This is a genomic window from Streptomyces sp. NRRL F-5727 (assembly GCF_000719555.1).
Classification (GTDB): Bacteria; Actinomycetota; Actinomycetes; order Streptomycetales; family Streptomycetaceae; genus Streptomyces.
In genome coordinates, this window is record NZ_JOGX01000025.1 from 64879 (window position 1) to 80654 (window position 15776).

Genomic DNA, 15776 nt, shown 5'->3' on the forward strand with positions numbered 1-15776 from the left:
GAAGGGCGGTCACCCCGTGGGGGTGACCGCCCTTCGGGCTTTTCACCGGCCGGCCAGCTCCCAGAGGGCGACCAGCGCGCCCGCGCTCGCGGTGAGGGCGGCGATGGAGGCCAGGGGCCAGCGGGCGCGTTCCAGGTCGTCGAGCCTGGCCTCGTGGTCGGCGAGCTGCTTGTCGGTCTGGTCGCTGCGCTGGACGAGCAGGGCGAGCGAGCCGTCGACGCGGGCGAAGCCGGCTTCGAGGGTGCCGCGGAGCCGCTCCAGTTCGAGTGCGACCGCGACCGGGTCGTTCGGGTCAGCCTCGGTCATCGGCGCCGCCCTGTTCCGTCCGCAGCCAGGAGGGCAGCAGGAGCTGGACGGCGGGGACCGCCATGGCCCGGGTGAGGCCGCCGGCGACGGCGAGCGCGCCGGCCACCCAGGGCAGGGTGGCGGGGATCCCGGAGGCGTCGACGAGCGCGGGCAGGACGAGGGCGAGGGCGACGGCGGTCTGCAGCACGGTGCGGGCCGTGCGCTTCGCGGCTTCGGACATGGGGGGTCTCTCCTTGGGGGATCGCTACGGGATCACTTGGTGTACGGGACCTTCAGGGCGTTCCAGGAGGCGGCGCCGGGCCAGCCGTCGGCGTCGGCGCCGCGGAAGCCGAGCTTGCGCTGCCAGGCCGCGTACGACTGGCGGTCGGCCTCGGACCAGCGGGGGCCGGGTCCGACCCGGTAGCGGCCGCAGCCCTCGGCCATGAGGCGGCGGCCCATCGCCGTGATCACCGGGGAGCTGGGGGCGGTCCGGAAGAACGACGTGCCGGGGAAGGGGTGGTACCTCGGGGCGGCGGGCTGCGCGGGGGCGGTCGGCCGGGCGGCGGGGGCGGCGCCGAGCCGCTTCCGCACCCGGTCGCGCATCCCCGGCATGCCGAAGCCCTTGGGGTCGCTCTTCCAGTCGGACCACTCCAGGTGGCCGATGACGGACCTGGCGCCCCAGCCGTGGGCCCGGCAGAGCGCGGCGGAGACCCGCTCGATCGCGTCGAGCTGGGCGGCCGGCCAGGGGTCGGTGCCGTTGCCGAGGTTGACGCACTCGAAGCCGTAGAAGCGGGAGTTGCCGTCGACGGCGCCGGGGCTGCCCTGGTGCTCGCGGGGGGCCGGCGGCCGGTCGCCGTACGCCTCGGTGACGACGGCCCGCAGCACGGACGGGTCGCCGCCGCCGGCGTGGTTGGCGCGCCCGTTCGCGACCAGGTGGACGGTGCCGTCCTTGGTGATCACGCCGTGGCAGAGCGGGCCGGGGAGGCTGTCGTAGCCGTCGAAGCACAGCGCGACGGAGGACGCGGTGCCGCTGGACACGGTGTGGTGGATCATGACGCCGGAGACGGGGCCCCAGGCGCCGGTGTGGTTGCGGTGGTGGGTGCGCCAGCCGGGGTGCTCGACGACGGTGACGCCTTCGGCGCGGAGCGCGGCGAGGAGCCGGTCCGCGGAGAGGGGAGTGGCCAACTGTTCTCCTCCAGACATGCGAAGGCCCCGGCCGTCGGCGGCGCGGGGCGGGCGTGCGGGGTGGTGCGGGTGTTACGGGGCGGGCTCCGGTTCCGGCGCCGGCCCGGGCTCCGGTGCGGGGGCCGGGGCCCAGGTGGCGCAGAGCGCGGCGGCGGCGGCCCGGCGGGTCTCGAAGTCGGCCAGCGCGGCGGCGACGGCCCGGACGACCGCCGCCGGGTCGGGCACGGCCGGGCGGCCGTTCGTCGGCTGGACCATGGCGAGGCCGTGGCCGCGGAGCTGGGCGCCGCCCTCGCCGGCCTCGACGACCTGGGCGGAGACGTACACCGCCGGGTACTCGCCGGTCATCGGGTCGAGCTGCAGCGGGCCGCCGAGGGTGTTGTCGTACAGGCGCAGGTCGACGGTGTGGCCGTCCGCGGCGACGGTGCCGCGGCCCGCGTAGTCGATCTCGACGCCCCAGGGCTGGTTCGGGTCGGGGATCACGGGTGCTGTCCTCTCTCGGTGGGGCGGGGCGGGGTCAGGTCTGGCGGCCGTACATCAGGACCGGCTTGGCGTAGACCGTGCCGGAGGCGCTGGTGACCTGGCCCTGGATCTCGACGGTGACGTCCTTGCCGAAGTCGGCCTGCATGTCGTCGGTGAGGACGCCGGTGTGGTCGAAGGCCGTGCCGGCGGCCACGGTGGAGCCGAACTGGACGCCGCCGACCATCACCCGGATCTGCCCGGTGGCGCCGGAGGAGACCCGGGTGAACATCCGGAGCCGCATCTTGGGCTGCCAGATCGGGTTCTGTGACTGGGCGATGGTCGTCCACGCGGTGGTGACGCTGGTCGCCGGCCAGTTCGCCGAGGCCATGTCCTGCGGCGGCAGCATCGGCAGCCAGGGCCGGGCGAGGCCGCCGCTGAGGATGTCGTCGGAGAGGATCTCGTGGCCGTAGGCGTCGTTGAACCGCAGCACGGGCTTGCTGCCGCCCGGGCCGCTGGTGGTGAGGTGGGCGACGACGGTGACCGGGTCCTCCGGCTTGGGCTGCCGCTTCAGCGTCAGCGAGCCGTTGGTGATCTCGGTCAGCGGCGGGCGGGTGTGGACCGCCGTGGAAAGGGCGTTGAGCCGGCGCTCCATCTGGATCAGCCGGTCGATGATGTCCTCGGGAAGCAGTGCCATCAGGCTTTCTCCAGGGCGAGTTCGGCGGTGTCGGGACGGCCCCGCTCGGCCGGCCGGACCTTGACGCCGACGATCCGGAAACGGGCGTCGAGGCCCGTCGGGTGCCATTCGTCGGTGATCCGGATGCGGGCGGTGCGGCCGAGGAGCGCCGGGGGCACGATCCCGGACAGCCGGATGCTGATCTCGGGGATCTGCACCGAGCCCTCGGCCTCGGTGAGGGCGGCCTTGGCCAGCGCGTCGAGCGTGGCCTTGTCGCTGATGTCGTTGTAGTCCGTGGAGATGTCCAGCTGGGGCCAGCGGTCCGGCAGCCCGGTCGCGGCGACCTCCGCGGACAGCGTCGGCCGGGACTCGGCGGCGGCGTTGGCGTTGGTGCCGGCGCCGCGGGCGAGCGAGGTGGTGCCGCCGCGGGTGGCGTCGTCCGGCAGGGAGTAGCTGAGGATCGTGCCGGGCCGGTCGAAGACCATGTCCGTCGCGCCGGTGCGGATCTTGGGGGAGCCGAGCCGGAGCCGGCGGACCCGCTGCCCGTGCGTCGGGTCGCGGTAGACGAGGATCTGGTACTCGAAGCCGTCCTCGTAGGCGCCGAGCTGGTCGAGCGCCTCCTGGTAGGCGGTCTCGTCGCCGAGCCGGTAGGAGACGGTGCGCGGCACGGGCTCCGAGGGGACGTCGTCGCCCGGCTCGATGAGGCTCGCCCCGAGGCCGGCGCCGAGCCTGGCCCACAGGTCGCGGGCGATGTCGAACTGCTCGACCTGGTTGTACTTGATGTCGGCACGGATCCGGCGCCGGCCCGCGTACGAGTCGAAGGTGGCGGCCTGGACGCCGAGGGTGACCACGCCCCGGTCGCTGCTCTGGAGGTTGGTGGTCCAGACGATGCCGCCCCACCACAGGTAGCCGCCGCGCTCCAGGTAGACGGTGGTGCGGCCCGGCTTGATCTGGTGGGCCCGGTCGGCCATCGCGCGGTCGGGGACGGGGACGGTGCCGGAGAGCGAGCCGGCGCGGCCGATGTAGTCCTCGAAGGAGACGTCCCGCAGCGGCAGGATGTCGAGGGTGTGGTCGGTCACCAGGTCGCAGAAGATGGCCCGGTAGGGCGTGTCGAGACTCATGCGGACCTCACGGGAGGATGTAGGTGGCCGTGACGCGGATGTTGCGGCCGGGGACGAGGGCGCCGGGGTAGTCCCAGGCGCGGAGGCTGATCTGGCCGCCGGTGGTCACGATCGCCCCGCCGCTGCCGAAGCCGTCGCAGGCCGGGGCCTCCATGCTGATGGCCGGGCGCCAGCCCGCGGGCAGGGTGCACAGCGGCTGGTCGGCCAGGTTGCCGTCGGCGTCGACGTCGACCCGCGAGGTGCGGGTGACGGTGACGGCCATGGTGCACAGCCCGCTCCGGGTGCGGCGGGCCTCGAAGGCCACCAGGGTCCAGTTGGTGAGCGCGACCGCGCCGGAGGTGGTCGTCTCGAACTCCACCGGCGGGTGGTAGGTCGCCCACAGGGTGCCGTTCCACCGCTGGAGCACGCCGTTGTGCTCGCGGAACTGGCCGGCGTAGCTGCCGACCGAGAGCGCGCTCTGCGGGGCGATGCCGCCGATCTCCCTGGGGTACGCGACCCACTCGGTGCCGCTCCACCGCTGGAGGTGATGGGCGGTGTCGTTGTCCTGGTACTGGCCCGGATAGGAGCCCCGGACACCGGCGTTGTTGTAGACGGGCAGGATGCCGCCGACGGCGGCGACCGTGGTGCGCAGGTCGGTCAGGTCGCCGCCGGTCCAGTCGATGCCGCCGGTGCCGGCCGAGGCTCCGGCCTTGACGCGGACGGTGAACAGGGGCAGCGACGCGACCGGCGCGGGCGGGGCGGCCGGGGTGGCCGACGGCTGGCCGACGACGATCTCCAGTGCGGCCTCGTACGCGCCGCCGTTGTCGGCGTCGGCGTCCCGGACGCGGAGCACGACGAGGTCGATCCGCGGGTTCAGCGGGTTGCCGTCGCCGAAGGTGAGGACGGTGTCCCCGTCCAGGGTGACGGGGTACGCGCCGTGCTCCGGCGGGCCCTGGACGACGGCCCGCCCCGCGTGGACGGTCGCGGTCATCGGCCCGCTGCCGGACATGGACAGGCCGCCGACCCGGTACCGGCCGTCCGCGGAGCCGGGCAGGATGCCCGAGCGGGAGGCGAGCGGGTCGGTCGGGGTGACGGCCCCGACCTGGGTCAGGCGGGTCGTCTGGCGGGTCTGGCCGGTGGGCAGCAGCCAGCCGGGACGCACAGCCATGGGGTTCTCCTTTCGGTGGGCGGGGGACGGCGGCCGGCTACGGCAGCGGGTCGACCCTGATGTAGGTGTTGTCGATGACGGCCTTGACGGCCGGGGTGGTGGGGACGACCCGGAAGAAGGCGGTGAGCGTGTAGGTCTCGCCCGGGGTCAGGTTGGAGATCCGGCGCATGGTGGAGGCCGTGATCGTCGTCGTGCTCGCGGAGTAGATCCCGTACTCGTCCTCGGGCGGGCTGATGACCGTGCCGCCCCGGGAGAGTTCGAGCGCCATGTACGCGTGGCAGTCGTCGCGGGACTTCATGCGGCAGCCGAAGGCGACGGCGACCGACTTCGACGGCGGGGCGGTGAAGCTGATCCTGAGCGGGTTGGTGGTGCGGCCCACCAGCGTCGAGGTGTAGGTGCCGGACGTGGTCTCGCCCTGGTCGGCGCTGTCGACGAAGTACGGGCCGGGCACGGCCGGCACCCAGGCCGTGCCGTTGTACCGCTGGAGGATGCCGGTGGTGGAGTCCCGGTACTGGCCGGTGTAGCTGGCGGTGGTGCTGGAGGCCGAGTTCGGGATGATGCCGCCGATCTCCTCCGGGTACGAGACCCAGGCCCCGCCGTTCCACCGCTGGAGCGGCTGCTTGTTGCCGGTGTCCTGGAACTGGCCCGGGTAGGCGCCGGGCTGCGCCGGGCCCTCCAGCGGGAGGATGCCGCCGAGTCCGACGACCGGGGTGCGCAGGTCCTTGAGCGAGCTGTCCCACGGGATGCCGCCGTTGCCCGCGCTGACGCCGGCCGGCACGAGCACCTCGTACAGCGGCAGGCAGCGCGGCCCGGCGAGCGGGGGCTGCGGGTTCGGGTCGGCGGTGCCCTGGATGACCTCCAGCTTCGCCTCGTACCGCTCGTTCTGCGGGTCGACGTCGTAGAGGGAGTCGTAGATCTTGAGGACGATCAGGTCGATGCGGTTGTACTGGGCGTTGCCCGGCGCGAAGGTGACGGTCTCGGAGTTCGGCAGCGTCACCGGGTAGGCGCCCTGGGAGATCTCGCCCTGGATGACGGCCCGGCCCTCGGAGACGGTCGCGGTCATCGGGGCGGAGCCGAAGGTCCAGAAGCCGGAGAGCCGGTACTGGCCGTCGTAGGAGCCGGGCAGGATGCCCGAGCGGACCTGGACGGGGTTGGCGAGGGTGGTGACGCCGAGCTGGGTGAGGCGGGTGTCCTCGCGGGTCTGGCCGGTCACGGCGAGCCAGCTGCTGCGCAGGTTCACGGGGTTCTCCGATCGGAGGAGGAACGGGAGGAACGGGAGGGGCGGTGGGGCCGTCGGGGGGAGCGGGTCAGGACCGGATCCACTCGGCGGCGAGGGTGCAGCCGTAGCCGGAGCCGCCGAGGGTCTTCACCGGCACGGTGCTGTTCTGGAAGCCGGAGAGCTGGAGCGTGTCGCCCGCGCTGAGCGAGAGCAGCCCGCTGCCGCCGACGGTGATGGCGCCGTTGCCGGCCGGGGTGAGCCAGGTGAAGCGGGCCTGGCCGACGCCGCTGATGACGACGCGGCAGCCGCGCATGCCGGCCTGGCTGTCGTTGGCGAAGGCGGCGTGGCCGGTGACCCGGTACCAGCCGGCGCGGGTGACGGTGTAGGTGGTGGTGCCGTTGAAGCCGCCGGTGTCGTCGACCTCGACGGTCGGCAGGCTGAGCGTGGTCCAGGTGCCGGAGGGGATCGTCTGCTGCTGCGCCGTCGTCCACTGGGTGGCGCCGAACAGCACGGAGGTGGCGCCCTCCGTGTACTGCCAGGCGCCGCCGTCCCAGCGCTGGAGGCCCTTGCCGGTGTCCCGGAACTGCCCGGGGTAGCTGCCGGTGGCGGTGGTGCTGGGCGCGATGCCGCCGATCGCCTTCGGGTACGAGACCCAGGTGGTTCCGTCCCAGCGCTGGAGCAGCCCGGCGGCGTCCCGGTACTGGCCGGTGTAGGCGCCCTTGAAGCCGCTGGTCGGCATGATCCCGCCGAGGGCGACGACCGGCCAGTGCTGGGTGGTGACGGCGGAGGTGCCCCAGGCGATGCCGCCGGTGCCGGCCGAGACGCCGCGCGGCACCCGGATCGTGTAGAGCGGCAGGACGCTGCCGGCGGGGCTGGCGGGGACGACCGGGTCGGCCTCGGGCTTGCCCTTGACGAGGCGGACGACGGCCTCGGTGGTGCCGGTCCGGTCGTAGGCGTCGTCGACGACGGCGAGTTCGATCAGGTCGATCCGGTCGTACTCCGCGTTGCCGTCCTCGATGGTCAGCGTCTCCGGCGCGGTGACGGCGACCAGGTACGCGCCCTGGGCGGTGTCCTTGCCCTGCACGATCGCGCGGCCGGTGCCGACGGTGGCCTGCATGGGGGCGCTGCCGGTCAGCAGCAGACCGCCGGGCAGGACGCCGGGCCGGGAGCGGAGCGGGGTCTCCTCGGTGCTCTGGCCGCTGGGGGTGAGGAGGGCGGCGAGGGTGAGTCGGGTGTCCTCGCGGGTCTGGCCGGTGGGCTGGAGCCAGGCGGCTCGTACGGTCATGGGGTCACCTCGGGGTAGGGGAGGGGATGCGGTACGGCCGCCGGGCGGCGGCGCGCGGCGGCCGCCCGGCGGCACGGGGTCATGCGCCCGTCACCACTCGGCGCTGCGCCAGCGGACGGTCATGAGGGCCGTCTCCGGGCCCTCCTCGGGCCGGAACGACAGGTCGCTGCGGCCGGGCTCCAAGACGAACAGCTCCTCCGGGGTGGAGTCGGCCATCGCCGTGTGCAGCCGGGACGCGGAGTTGTTGAGCATCACGGTGCCCGCGCGGGTGTCGACGGTGAGCTCGTCGCCGGCGGCCAGGTCGATGGCGTACCGCAGCCGGCGGCGGCTGACCCGCTCGGTGACGCTCGGCATCGAGCAGGGGCCGCGGAAGACGATCACCGGGTGGGTGGGGGCGGAGCCGGTGTTCTCGGCGACGGCGTCGCCGGTGGACTTGGCCTCGCCCCAGGAGAGCGGCCAGGTCAGCGGCCAGGTGAGGCCGGCCTCCGGCTGCGGCGGGGTGGTGGTGGCGATCTGCTCGTTGACCACGTACCGGCGGGGGTCGGCGGCCAGCCACTGGACGGACATGCGGGAGCTGCCCTGGGTGGCGAAGCCCTGGTCGGCGGGGACCACGCGCTGGGCGATCCGGGCGCGGACGGCGAGGGTCTCGCCGTGCAGCCGGACCGCGAGCCAGCGCTCCTCGTCGAGCAGGGCCAGCGCCTGGCGCAGCGCCCGGACGGCGGCGGGGGCGCCGCCGTGGTCGGGCATCAGGACGATGGTGCCGCCGGTCTTGCGGGGCTTGGCGTAGCGGGAGCCGGGCCAGGCGCCGTGGGAGGTCGGCCGGTCGGCGTCGGAGGAGTCGTACTCGGGCAGGTCCTCCCAGCCGGACAGGCCGGACTTGTCGACGGCGAAGGGGGTGCCGGGGCCGATGAGCAGCCCGGCCCACTGCATCTGCCCGTCCTGGGTGATGAGCGAGCCGGGCGCGAGGTCGGCGGTGTGGGAGTTTCCGGCGTACGGGGTCGTGGTCTCGGCCATGGCGGCCGTCACCTCACTTCGGATGGGCGTACGGAGGGCGGTCAGGAGCCGGCGGCGGCGAGGACCGGCCAGGCGGCCGGGGACAGCCCGGCGTGGGCGGTCAGCAGGAAGAGCAGGTCCTCGGCGGTGCCGCGGGGGCCGGCGCCGGGCTCCTCGTGGAAGTCCCGGATGCGGTGCGGCCGCGGGAGCGGTTCGGTGAGGGCCGGGACGCGCCGCTGCTCCAGCTGGGACACCGGGTCGATCCGGTGGTCGTCCGGGGTGCCGGGCGAGACGATGCCGCCCTCGGCGAGCAGGGGCAGCTTGTCGAGTTCGACGCCGAACTTCTTGCCGGTGAGGGGGATCTCGAAGCTGAGCTTGTTGAGTCCGTCGATGATCCAGTTGGCGAAGGCGATGAGGCCGTTGACGGGCCCCTTGACCACGCCGAGGACGGCGCTGAGCCCGCCCTTCACCAGCTCCCCGATGCCGCGCAGGGCCTTGGAGACGGCGTCCTTCGCGGTGCGGAAGAAGCCGGGGATCTTGTCGGTGATCCATCGGACGACCGGCTGCACGACGGTCCTGATCGCGCCGATGGTGCGGGAGGCGATGCCGGTGAGCGCGTGCGAGGCGGAGCGGACCGCGGAGCCGATCCTCGAGATCCCGCCGACGGCCGCTCCGACGATCCTGAGGGCGGTCTTGAAGACGGTCAGGTACGCCTTGGCGTAGGTGCCGACGGCCTTGCCGACGAGCTTCAGGACCGGCTGGAGGAACTTCCAGATCGCCTGGAAGCCCTTGAGGGCCTGCTGGAGGCCCTGCCGGATGAGGCGTTGCCCGGTCTGGGAGCTGACGGCCAGTTCGATGAGGTACGCCGCGACGGGCACGATCAGGCCGACGAGGAAGCCGAGCGGGTTGGCCCGCATGGCGACGTTGACGCCGGTCATGGCGATCGAGGCGATGGTCATGACGGTGCCGAAGGTGCCCATCAGGCCGGCGATGACGTCGGTGACGGGCAGCAGCGGCAGCAGCAGGCCCAGGATCGCGCCGGCGCCGGTGCCGATCCTGCCCGCGGCCCGGCGGGCCTTCCCGGCGGCGGTCGCGACCCGCTTGAGGCGGGCGGCGGCGGGGGAGCGGCGGAGCTTGTCGAGGGCGGTGCGGGTGCCGGCGGCGTGCCCGCCGAGGGTGCGGGTGGCGGTGCCGGCGGTGCGGGCGGCGGTGGCGAGGGCGGCGGTGCCGGCGGAGGCCCGGACCGTGTCCTGGGTGAGGCGGCGCAGCCCGCCGCCCGCGTCGCCGAGCGCCCGCCTCAGGGTGTCGAACGACGGGGCGACGCCCCGGAACGGGTTGACGATCCCGGCTCCGGCGGCCATGGCGCTCATGCCCGGGCTCCTCGCGCCTTCACCAGGTACATGAGGGCGTCGGCGGTGGCCTTCGGGTTGTTGTCGCGGGCCGCGTGGTAGTGCTCGATGTGGAGTCCGGCGCCGACGGCGCCGGCGGACGGGCCGCCGGCCTGGCGGGCCCGGCGGGCGGTGAGGGCGAGCAGCCGGTCGAGCTTGGAGAGCGGCAGGACGGCCTCGGCCTCGCCGGCCTCGGCGAGGATGGCCGGGACGCCGCCCGTGCGGGGCATGACGACACCGCCGGTGGCGAGCATCGGGATGGTCGGGATGCTGACGCCGAAGGTCTTGCCGCCGACGACGGGGACCCAGCCGGGGACGCTGACCTTGACCTTGTTCAGGGCGCCGATCATGCGGTTGATCAGGCCGATGACGGAGTTGATCGGGCCCTTGACGCCGTTCTTGATGCCGTCGAAGGCGCGGGACGCGATGGACTTCAGGCCGTTCCAGATCGAGGACATCTTGTCCTTGACCGCGCTGAACGCCTTGGGGATCGCGGACTTGATCCAGTTGACGACCGGGGTGATGACGCGCTTGATGCCGTTCCAGACGGTGCTGATCACCGTCTTGATCGCCTTCATGACCGTGGTGATGACCGTCTTCCAGATCTTCACGTAGGTCTTGATGACGGTGGCGACGGCCTTGACGACGGTCGAGATGGCCTTCTTGATGCCGTTCCAGACCGTCTTGATCAGCGACCCGGCCTTCTTCATGATCGGCCCGATGGCCTTCATGACCGAGCTGATCACGCTCTTGATCGCGCTGAACGCCTTCTTCAGCACCGTCTGCATCGTCTTCGAGCGCAGCGCCATGTCGACGATCGCCTCGATGAGCGGCATGAAGAGTTCGAGCAGCCGGACCAGGAAGTTGCCCTTCATGGACTTGTTGAGCTTGTCCTGGCCCTTGGCGGCCTTGCCGGCGCCGGACTCGTACTTCCCGAGCTTGCCGCCGGCCGACTGGGCGGTGTCGCCGGCCTTCTTCATGGCCCGCTCGGCCTGGTCGGACGCGGTCTTGAGGTTCTTGAGCTGGGTGCCGGCGCCCTGGGCGTTCGTACGCAGCGTCTTGAGCTGACCGGACGCGGACCGCCCGGCGTCCCCGACCTTCCTGACCGAGGTGCCGGCGCCGGATGCCTGCGACTTGATGTCACGCAGGGAGCCGGACGCCTTCTTGAGGGAACTGACGAGACTCATGGGGTCTACCTCCTTCCGTGGCGGGGCGGGGTCAGTTCCCGCCGCCGCCACCGCCACCGGCGCCGGCTATCGCCGCGGCGGCCTCGGTGGCGTCCTGCTTGAGGGTCTGGAACCGGGTCTGCAGGTTCTGGCCGGCACGGTCGAGCTTCTCGGCGGCTTCCGTGGCCAGCCGCAGGTTCTGCGGGATCTTGTTGGGGGCGAAGTCCGCCATGTGGCTCTTGAGCGTGCCGGCGTTGGTGGTGACGTCCTTGAGCTTGTCGAGGTCGGTCGTGTCGAGGGCGGTGCCGAGCTTCTCCACGCCCTTGGCCGTCTTGCCGAGCGAGCGGCTGGACGGCATGTCCTTGACGTTGTCGTTGAAGGTCCGGATGTGCGGGTTGACGTCGACGAGAGCGTCCTTGAGGCGGCCCAGGGCCTCGGGGCTGAGCGCGCCGCGCGCCATGGCGATGATCGGGGCGGCCTCGGCCTCGGCGCGGGGGCGGGCCCACGGGATGCCGCTGTCGGTCATCGCGAGGATGCGGCCCTCGGAGTTCGGATTGCTGCGGCGGCCCCAGGCCCGCGTGGCCTTCTCCAGGCCCGCGTTGAAGAGCTTTCCGAAGTCGAGCAGCTTTCCGAGCAGCAGGACGCCGAGTGCGCCGATGGCCAGCGGGATCAGGCTGGTCAGTTCCTTCTGATCCTTGATGGCGCCGACCAGGTCCTTGAAGCCGAACGCTTCGAGGAGCGCCTCCCACCACGCCTTGGCCTCGTCCTTTCCGCCCTTGACCGCCTCGATGATCTCCTTGGTCTTGGCGTCGAGTTCGGCCTTCGTGGCGGCTGCCGGGGGTGGGTTCTTGGCGTTGACCGCCTTGCTGACCTCTTCGAGCTTCGTCTTCACCTCGCCGATCTTGGCGAGTACTTCGGCATGGTCATCGGCCATGATGCTCCCTCGATTCTTTGCTCAGGGGTGACCCGGTACGGAGGAGACGGGCGGCGCTCCGGGTCCTGGTGCGTCACCGGCGGAGCCTCGCGGTCCGCGCCCCCCCCGGGGGACGCGCGGACGGAACGCCGACAGCGCGACAGCCACCTCCCCGCGGCGTTCGGGGGGAGGTGGCTGTCGCGTCGGACGTGCGGGCGGGCGGGTCAGTCGTGGCGAGGACCCCGAGCGGAGCGACTCCGCTGCTCCGCGAGCGCGTCGTTCCAGCCGGCGGCGTACGCGAGGGTCTCGCGGCGCGAGACCTCGGCGCACAGCGTTCCGAGCAGCGCCCTCTTGTCGAGGGGGGCGGGTCCGTCCAGGAGCGTGCGGAGGCGGTCCTGGAGCGGGATGTGCGGTCGCGATGCCTCGCCCGGCTGAGTCATGGACGCCTGCCTTCCGTTGCTTGCCCGTGCGTGCGTGGCGGCGCCGCGTGCGTGTGGAGAGCGGGGGCACCACGTGTTCGAACTGTTGTGCGAACTCCTGTGCGAACAGAGTGTGGAACATCTGTTCGAGGTTTGTCGAGCGGGTTGGGGCTGACGGTGTGTCTTCTCGTCAAGTCCCCGAACGAGTTGGCGGTGATCGAGCAAAAAGTTCGACCGGGTAATCTGGAGGACGCTCTCCCCGGACCCGACCACTCCGGCAGAGCAAGGGGCGCGAGGGGCGCGCGGGGACCCCAGGGGGCTGGAAGGCAGCACTGACGCATGGACACGGAGCCTGGAGCGAACCGGCGGGAGCGGGTGGTCGACTGGCTCGCCTCCCACCCCGACCTGCCCCACCTCTTCGCACGTCTCTCCGAGCTCGTCCACGTCCACGGACACGCCCCCGAGGAGCTCGTCGTCATCCCCCGGTCGGAGATCGACCGCCGGGAGACCACCGCCTTCACCTCCGGCTGGGCCGAGGCCGTCTCCGACGAACTCCCGCGCATACGACGGGAGTACGAGCGCCGCGTGGCCGACGCGTACGCCCAGGGGCAGAACGACGCCCGGGGCGTCCGCCGGCCGCAGCGCCGCACGGACGCCGGGCCGCAGGACGGGGCCCGCGTGATCGCGCTGCCCTTCGCCCGGCTCCTCGAACCGCCCGCCGCCGTCGTCGAGGCCGAGGAGCGGGTACGCCGCGAGCGCGAGCTGTTCGAACAGCGCCCCGCGCCGGAGCCGGAGCCCGGCCCGTACGCCCCGGAGCCCGGCCCGTACGCCCCGGAGCCCGGCCCGTACGCCCCGGAGTCCTCACCGGCCCCCGAGCCCGAGCCGGAGCACGGCAAGGAGCCCGCCCCGGACCCGGAGCCCGAACCGCCGGTCACGGCCCAGGAGGTCAGGGCGGCCCGCCGGAACCCGCAGCCCGTCCGGAAGGTCGTCCGCGGCAAGGGCGGCCGCCCGATCGTTCCCCCGCTGGCCCACATCCCCGGCCAGCAGGGCCCGCTCGGCGACCGCCGGGACGCCGAGACCGGCGGGGAGCCGCGCCCGGGCCGGGGCCGGCGCCTCTCCGAGCGGGCCAAGGCCCTGGAGGAGGAGCTGGCCGCCGAGCGGACACCGGAAGCGCCCCCGGGGTCCGCCCCCTGACGGGAGACGGACCCCGGGGGCCCGGGGAGCGCGCGCCGGCCGGCGGTCAGCCGAAGAAGCGCGCCAGCTGACCCGCGGAGACCGCCTCGGGGGCCTGCTCCGGCCCGCCGTCCGGGGTCTCGTCCCCGTCCTCGCCGGTGCCCGGCCGGGGCACCGGCTTCGGCGGCTCGGGCTGGTCGCCGTCCTCCGCGCCGTTGACGCACAGGAACATCCAGTTGGAGACGGCCAGATGGTCCACCGCCGCCGCGAGCAGGTGGTCGGTGACCGACCACTCGGCGGCCTCGCCGTGCAGCTCGCGCTGCAGGGCGCTGTCCCGCGGCAGGTGCTTGATCAGGACCAGCACCCGCCGGCTGGAGAGCTCACCGCGGTGCCAGTCGAGCAGGTCGGTCCCGTAGTAGCGGAGGAGGTCCGCCTCGAGGGCCTCGGCGTGTTCGTCGACGAACTCGACGAGGCTCAGTCTTCCCCCAGGCCGAGCCCGGTCTCCTTGCCGTACGCCTCCAGGACGGCGGCGATGTCCTGCATGGTGACGTCGTGCTCCTCGAAGCGGGCGAACTGCTCCGCGCCCATCAGGAGCGCGAGCAGGCCGTCCACGTCGTTGTCGTCGAGCTTGCGCAGGCCCTTGGCGGTCGCGCGGGAGAGCTCCGTCGGAAGGGTGAAGGTGTCGCCGTCCAGCTCGAAGGACCAGGTGCGGCCGTGGGCCTCCTGGCGCTGGGCACGGGCGGCGTTGACGTCGAAACGGGCCATGGCGATGCGTACTCCTTGGTCGGGTGCGTCGGGTGCGTGCGGAAGATGGGGCCCGGGGCGGGACGGCGGTCCGCCGTCCCGCCCCGGAGGGGGATCAGGCCGAGGTGCCGTACTGGTTGTCCTTCATGAGGAAGGTGGCCAGCGGCTGGCCGGCGCCGTTCGACATCGCGGTGAAGGTGATGCCCAGGGTGGACGCCGCCTTGCGGGCCAGCTTGATGTCGTCGGAGGCGGTGACCTGACCGCGCGGGATGATGAAGCGGTACGTGACCGCGGTGCCGCCGACCTTGACGTCGGTGAACTCCAGGCCGAGGGCGCGGACGTCCGCGTACGGACGCTCGGCGATCTCGTACTTGTACGAGTCGGTCGACGCGGCCGGCTCCGGCTTGACCTCGCCGCCGCCCATGAAGAAGGGCAGCGTGTCCTCGTTGAACTGGAGCATCGAGAACTTCAGCGAGAGGTCGCGGCTGGAGTAGATGAAGTGCACCGGGGAGACCGACTGCCAGGTGTCGATCGGCTCCAGCTTGTCCTTCTTGGAGAAGGTGACGCCGTCGCCGGTCGTGTAGCCGAGGTTCGTCCAGGTCGTCGCGGACCAGTCGGTCGCCGGGTCGGCGCCGAAGGTCGGGGCGGCGGCGCCGGCGGCGGCCACGAAGAGCTTGCCGGTGCCGGCGACGCGGATCTCGGCGGAGTTGTTTCCTGCCATGGTGGGTTTCTCCTTGTGTGGGTGAGGGCGCCGCGCCCGGGCGAAGGCACCCGGGTACGGCAAAGGCCCCGCCGGACGGCGGGGCCTGGTCTGGGGGCCGGAGGGATCCGGCGGACCGTCAGAAGACGGTGAGGGAGAGGCGCAGCACGCAGAGGTAGCGGTTGGCGCCCCGGTAGAGGTAGTCGGGCAGCCAGCGTGGCCCGTCCTGCTCCTCCACGTCGTGGACGAAGTTGACGCCGACCTGCTTGCCGAGGGTGGCGAGCAGGGCGCGCCGGGCGGCGTTGGCGAGGACGTGGGCGTCGTGCTTGGTGGGGCCGTACACCTCGAACTCGATCAGCGGCATGTCGACGTGCTGGTCGCCGATCCAGGCGCCGCCGCGGCGGTTGACCAGGACGGCGGCCTGGGTTCCGTCGAAGCCGGCCGGCGCCTGGACGGCGATCACCGCCCCGGCCAGCGCCGGGTCGGCCTTGAGGACGTCGACGACCAGCTTCTCGACGTCCGGGAACGCACTCGGGGGAGTGGTCATCGCGGTTCTCCTCGGGAGGGGGCGGTGGGAGGGGGCGGCCGTCCGGGGGCGCCGGCGGGGAGGGGGAGGGGGCGCGGCAGCACGCCCGGACGGCCGACGGCGGAGCCGTTGTCCCGTCTGCCGGGCACAGCTCCGCCGCTGCACCAACTGTGACAGAGAGCGTGCGCGCACGCAACTAAAACGGTGCCGGTGAGGCGGGATCCCGGCCGGTACGGCCCTGACCTGCGGCGACACCGGCGGCTACGGCTACCGCCCCCGCGAGCCCGGCCACCGGAAGGCCACCCGCCCCCGGTCCCCGCCCCGCCCCCCCCACCGGTACGGACCCGACCCGCGCGCCACCCTCCGGCCCGCCCCCGTAC

General features: G+C 73.1%; 19 protein-coding genes. 1 reads left to right on the forward strand and 18 read right to left on the reverse strand.

Annotated elements, in window-relative coordinates:
* Positions 1-42: 42 nt before the first annotated feature.
* The 14 genes from IF73_RS0118740 to IF73_RS0118805 form a co-directional block, all read right to left on the reverse strand.
* Positions 43-306, reverse strand: coding sequence for a hypothetical protein (locus IF73_RS0118740; RefSeq protein ID WP_031009372.1), 264 nt, complete (start codon positions 304-306; stop codon positions 43-45).
* The gene (locus tag IF73_RS0118745; RefSeq protein WP_031009374.1) at positions 293-526 is read right to left on the reverse strand and encodes a hypothetical protein; all 234 of its coding nucleotides are present in this window, start codon (positions 524-526) and stop codon (positions 293-295) included. Before IF73_RS0118745 ends, IF73_RS0118740 begins: the two co-directional genes overlap by 14 nt.
* 32 nt (positions 527-558) lie before the next feature.
* Positions 559-1470 (reverse strand): peptidoglycan-binding protein, encoded by a 912-nt coding sequence (locus IF73_RS0118750; protein ID WP_031009376.1) that lies wholly within the window; start codon positions 1468-1470, stop codon positions 559-561.
* Positions 1471-1542: 72 nt separating this feature from the next.
* Positions 1543-1950, reverse strand: coding sequence for a hypothetical protein (locus IF73_RS0118755; protein ID WP_031009379.1), 408 nt, complete (start codon positions 1948-1950; stop codon positions 1543-1545).
* A gap of 34 nt (positions 1951-1984) precedes the next feature.
* On the reverse strand, positions 1985-2623 hold the full coding sequence (locus tag IF73_RS0118760) for a hypothetical protein (RefSeq protein ID WP_031009381.1): 639 nt from the start codon (positions 2621-2623) through the stop codon (positions 1985-1987).
* Positions 2623-3723 carry a hypothetical protein gene (locus IF73_RS0118765; RefSeq protein ID WP_031009382.1) on the reverse strand — a complete coding sequence of 367 codons (1101 nt, stop codon included), beginning with the start codon at positions 3721-3723 and terminating at the stop codon, positions 2623-2625. The genes IF73_RS0118760 and IF73_RS0118765 overlap by 1 nt, the downstream gene beginning before the upstream one ends.
* A 7-nt stretch (positions 3724-3730) precedes the next feature.
* Positions 3731-4870 carry a hypothetical protein gene (locus IF73_RS41045; RefSeq protein ID WP_031009383.1) on the reverse strand — a complete coding sequence of 380 codons (1140 nt, stop codon included), beginning with the start codon at positions 4868-4870 and terminating at the stop codon, positions 3731-3733.
* A 37-nt stretch (positions 4871-4907) separates the two neighbouring features.
* The gene (locus IF73_RS0118775) at positions 4908-6110 is read right to left on the reverse strand and encodes a hypothetical protein (RefSeq protein ID WP_031009387.1); all 1203 of its coding nucleotides are present in this window, start codon (positions 6108-6110) and stop codon (positions 4908-4910) included.
* A 67-nt stretch (positions 6111-6177) separates the two neighbouring features.
* Positions 6178-7374 (reverse strand): hypothetical protein, encoded by a 1197-nt coding sequence (locus tag IF73_RS0118780; RefSeq protein WP_031009390.1) that lies wholly within the window; start codon positions 7372-7374, stop codon positions 6178-6180.
* Between the two features lie 90 nt (positions 7375-7464).
* The gene (locus IF73_RS0118785; protein ID WP_031009392.1) at positions 7465-8388 is read right to left on the reverse strand and encodes a phage distal tail protein; all 924 of its coding nucleotides are present in this window, start codon (positions 8386-8388) and stop codon (positions 7465-7467) included.
* 41 nt (positions 8389-8429) lie between these two features.
* Positions 8430-9737, reverse strand: coding sequence for a tape-measure protein (locus tag IF73_RS0118790; protein WP_107049284.1), 1308 nt, complete (start codon positions 9735-9737; stop codon positions 8430-8432).
* A complete protein-coding gene (locus tag IF73_RS0118795; RefSeq protein ID WP_031009396.1) occupies positions 9734-10942 on the reverse strand; it encodes a phage tail protein in 1209 nt (402 codons plus the stop codon). Before IF73_RS0118795 ends, IF73_RS0118790 begins: the two co-directional genes overlap by 4 nt.
* Positions 10943-10973: 31 nt before the next feature.
* Positions 10974-11855: a hypothetical protein gene (locus tag IF73_RS0118800; protein WP_031009398.1), complete on the reverse strand. Its 882-nt coding sequence runs from the start codon at positions 11853-11855 to the stop codon at positions 10974-10976.
* A gap of 203 nt (positions 11856-12058) precedes the next feature.
* Positions 12059-12274 (reverse strand): hypothetical protein, encoded by a 216-nt coding sequence (locus tag IF73_RS0118805; protein ID WP_031009400.1) that lies wholly within the window; start codon positions 12272-12274, stop codon positions 12059-12061.
* 318 nt (positions 12275-12592) lie between these two features.
* On the opposite strand from IF73_RS0118805, the gene IF73_RS0118810 reads away from it, so the two are divergent.
* Positions 12593-13447: a hypothetical protein gene (locus IF73_RS0118810; protein ID WP_158822044.1), complete on the forward strand. Its 855-nt coding sequence runs from the start codon at positions 12593-12595 to the stop codon at positions 13445-13447.
* A 46-nt stretch (positions 13448-13493) separates the two neighbouring features.
* Here IF73_RS0118810 and IF73_RS0118815 read toward each other — a convergent pair whose 3' ends face one another.
* The 4 genes from IF73_RS0118815 to IF73_RS0118830 all read right to left on the reverse strand — a co-directional run bounded on the left by IF73_RS0118815 (position 13494) and on the right by IF73_RS0118830 (position 15417).
* A complete protein-coding gene (locus tag IF73_RS0118815) occupies positions 13494-13787 on the reverse strand; it encodes a hypothetical protein (RefSeq protein WP_199806669.1) in 294 nt (97 codons plus the stop codon).
* Positions 13788-13900: 113 nt separating this feature from the next.
* Positions 13901-14191 carry a hypothetical protein gene (locus IF73_RS0118820; RefSeq protein WP_031009417.1) on the reverse strand — a complete coding sequence of 97 codons (291 nt, stop codon included), beginning with the start codon at positions 14189-14191 and terminating at the stop codon, positions 13901-13903.
* Positions 14192-14285: 94 nt separating this feature from the next.
* Positions 14286-14891: a hypothetical protein gene (locus IF73_RS0118825; RefSeq protein WP_031009419.1), complete on the reverse strand. Its 606-nt coding sequence runs from the start codon at positions 14889-14891 to the stop codon at positions 14286-14288.
* A gap of 118 nt (positions 14892-15009) precedes the next feature.
* Positions 15010-15417: a hypothetical protein gene (locus IF73_RS0118830; RefSeq protein ID WP_031009421.1), complete on the reverse strand. Its 408-nt coding sequence runs from the start codon at positions 15415-15417 to the stop codon at positions 15010-15012.
* Between the last annotated feature and the right edge of the window lie 359 nt (positions 15418-15776).

Coding starts and splice junctions, on each gene's coding strand:
- IF73_RS0118830 (WP_031009421.1), bottom strand. CDS start 15,417: ATGACCACTCCCCCGAGTGCGTTCCCGGACGTCGAGAAGCTGGTCGTC.
- IF73_RS0118820 (WP_031009417.1), bottom strand. CDS start 14,191: ATGGCCCGTTTCGACGTCAACGCCGCCCGTGCCCAGCGCCAGGAGGCC.
- IF73_RS0118740 (WP_031009372.1), bottom strand. CDS start 306: ATGACCGAGGCTGACCCGAACGACCCGGTCGCGGTCGCACTCGAACTG.
- IF73_RS0118825 (WP_031009419.1), bottom strand. CDS start 14,891: ATGGCAGGAAACAACTCCGCCGAGATCCGCGTCGCCGGCACCGGCAAG.
- IF73_RS0118765 (WP_031009382.1), bottom strand. CDS start 3,723: ATGAGTCTCGACACGCCCTACCGGGCCATCTTCTGCGACCTGGTGACC.
- IF73_RS41045 (WP_031009383.1), bottom strand. CDS start 4,870: ATGGCTGTGCGTCCCGGCTGGCTGCTGCCCACCGGCCAGACCCGCCAG.
- IF73_RS0118785 (WP_031009392.1), bottom strand. CDS start 8,388: ATGGCCGAGACCACGACCCCGTACGCCGGAAACTCCCACACCGCCGAC.
- IF73_RS0118790 (WP_107049284.1), bottom strand. CDS start 9,737: ATGAGCGCCATGGCCGCCGGAGCCGGGATCGTCAACCCGTTCCGGGGC.
- IF73_RS0118795 (WP_031009396.1), bottom strand. CDS start 10,942: ATGAGTCTCGTCAGTTCCCTCAAGAAGGCGTCCGGCTCCCTGCGTGAC.
- IF73_RS0118800 (WP_031009398.1), bottom strand. CDS start 11,855: ATGGCCGATGACCATGCCGAAGTACTCGCCAAGATCGGCGAGGTGAAG.
- IF73_RS0118810 (WP_158822044.1), top strand. CDS start 12,593: ATGGACACGGAGCCTGGAGCGAACCGGCGGGAGCGGGTGGTCGACTGG.
- IF73_RS0118760 (WP_031009381.1), bottom strand. CDS start 2,623: ATGGCACTGCTTCCCGAGGACATCATCGACCGGCTGATCCAGATGGAG.
- IF73_RS0118780 (WP_031009390.1), bottom strand. CDS start 7,374: ATGACCGTACGAGCCGCCTGGCTCCAGCCCACCGGCCAGACCCGCGAG.
- IF73_RS0118805 (WP_031009400.1), bottom strand. CDS start 12,274: ATGACTCAGCCGGGCGAGGCATCGCGACCGCACATCCCGCTCCAGGAC.
- IF73_RS0118745 (WP_031009374.1), bottom strand. CDS start 526: ATGTCCGAAGCCGCGAAGCGCACGGCCCGCACCGTGCTGCAGACCGCC.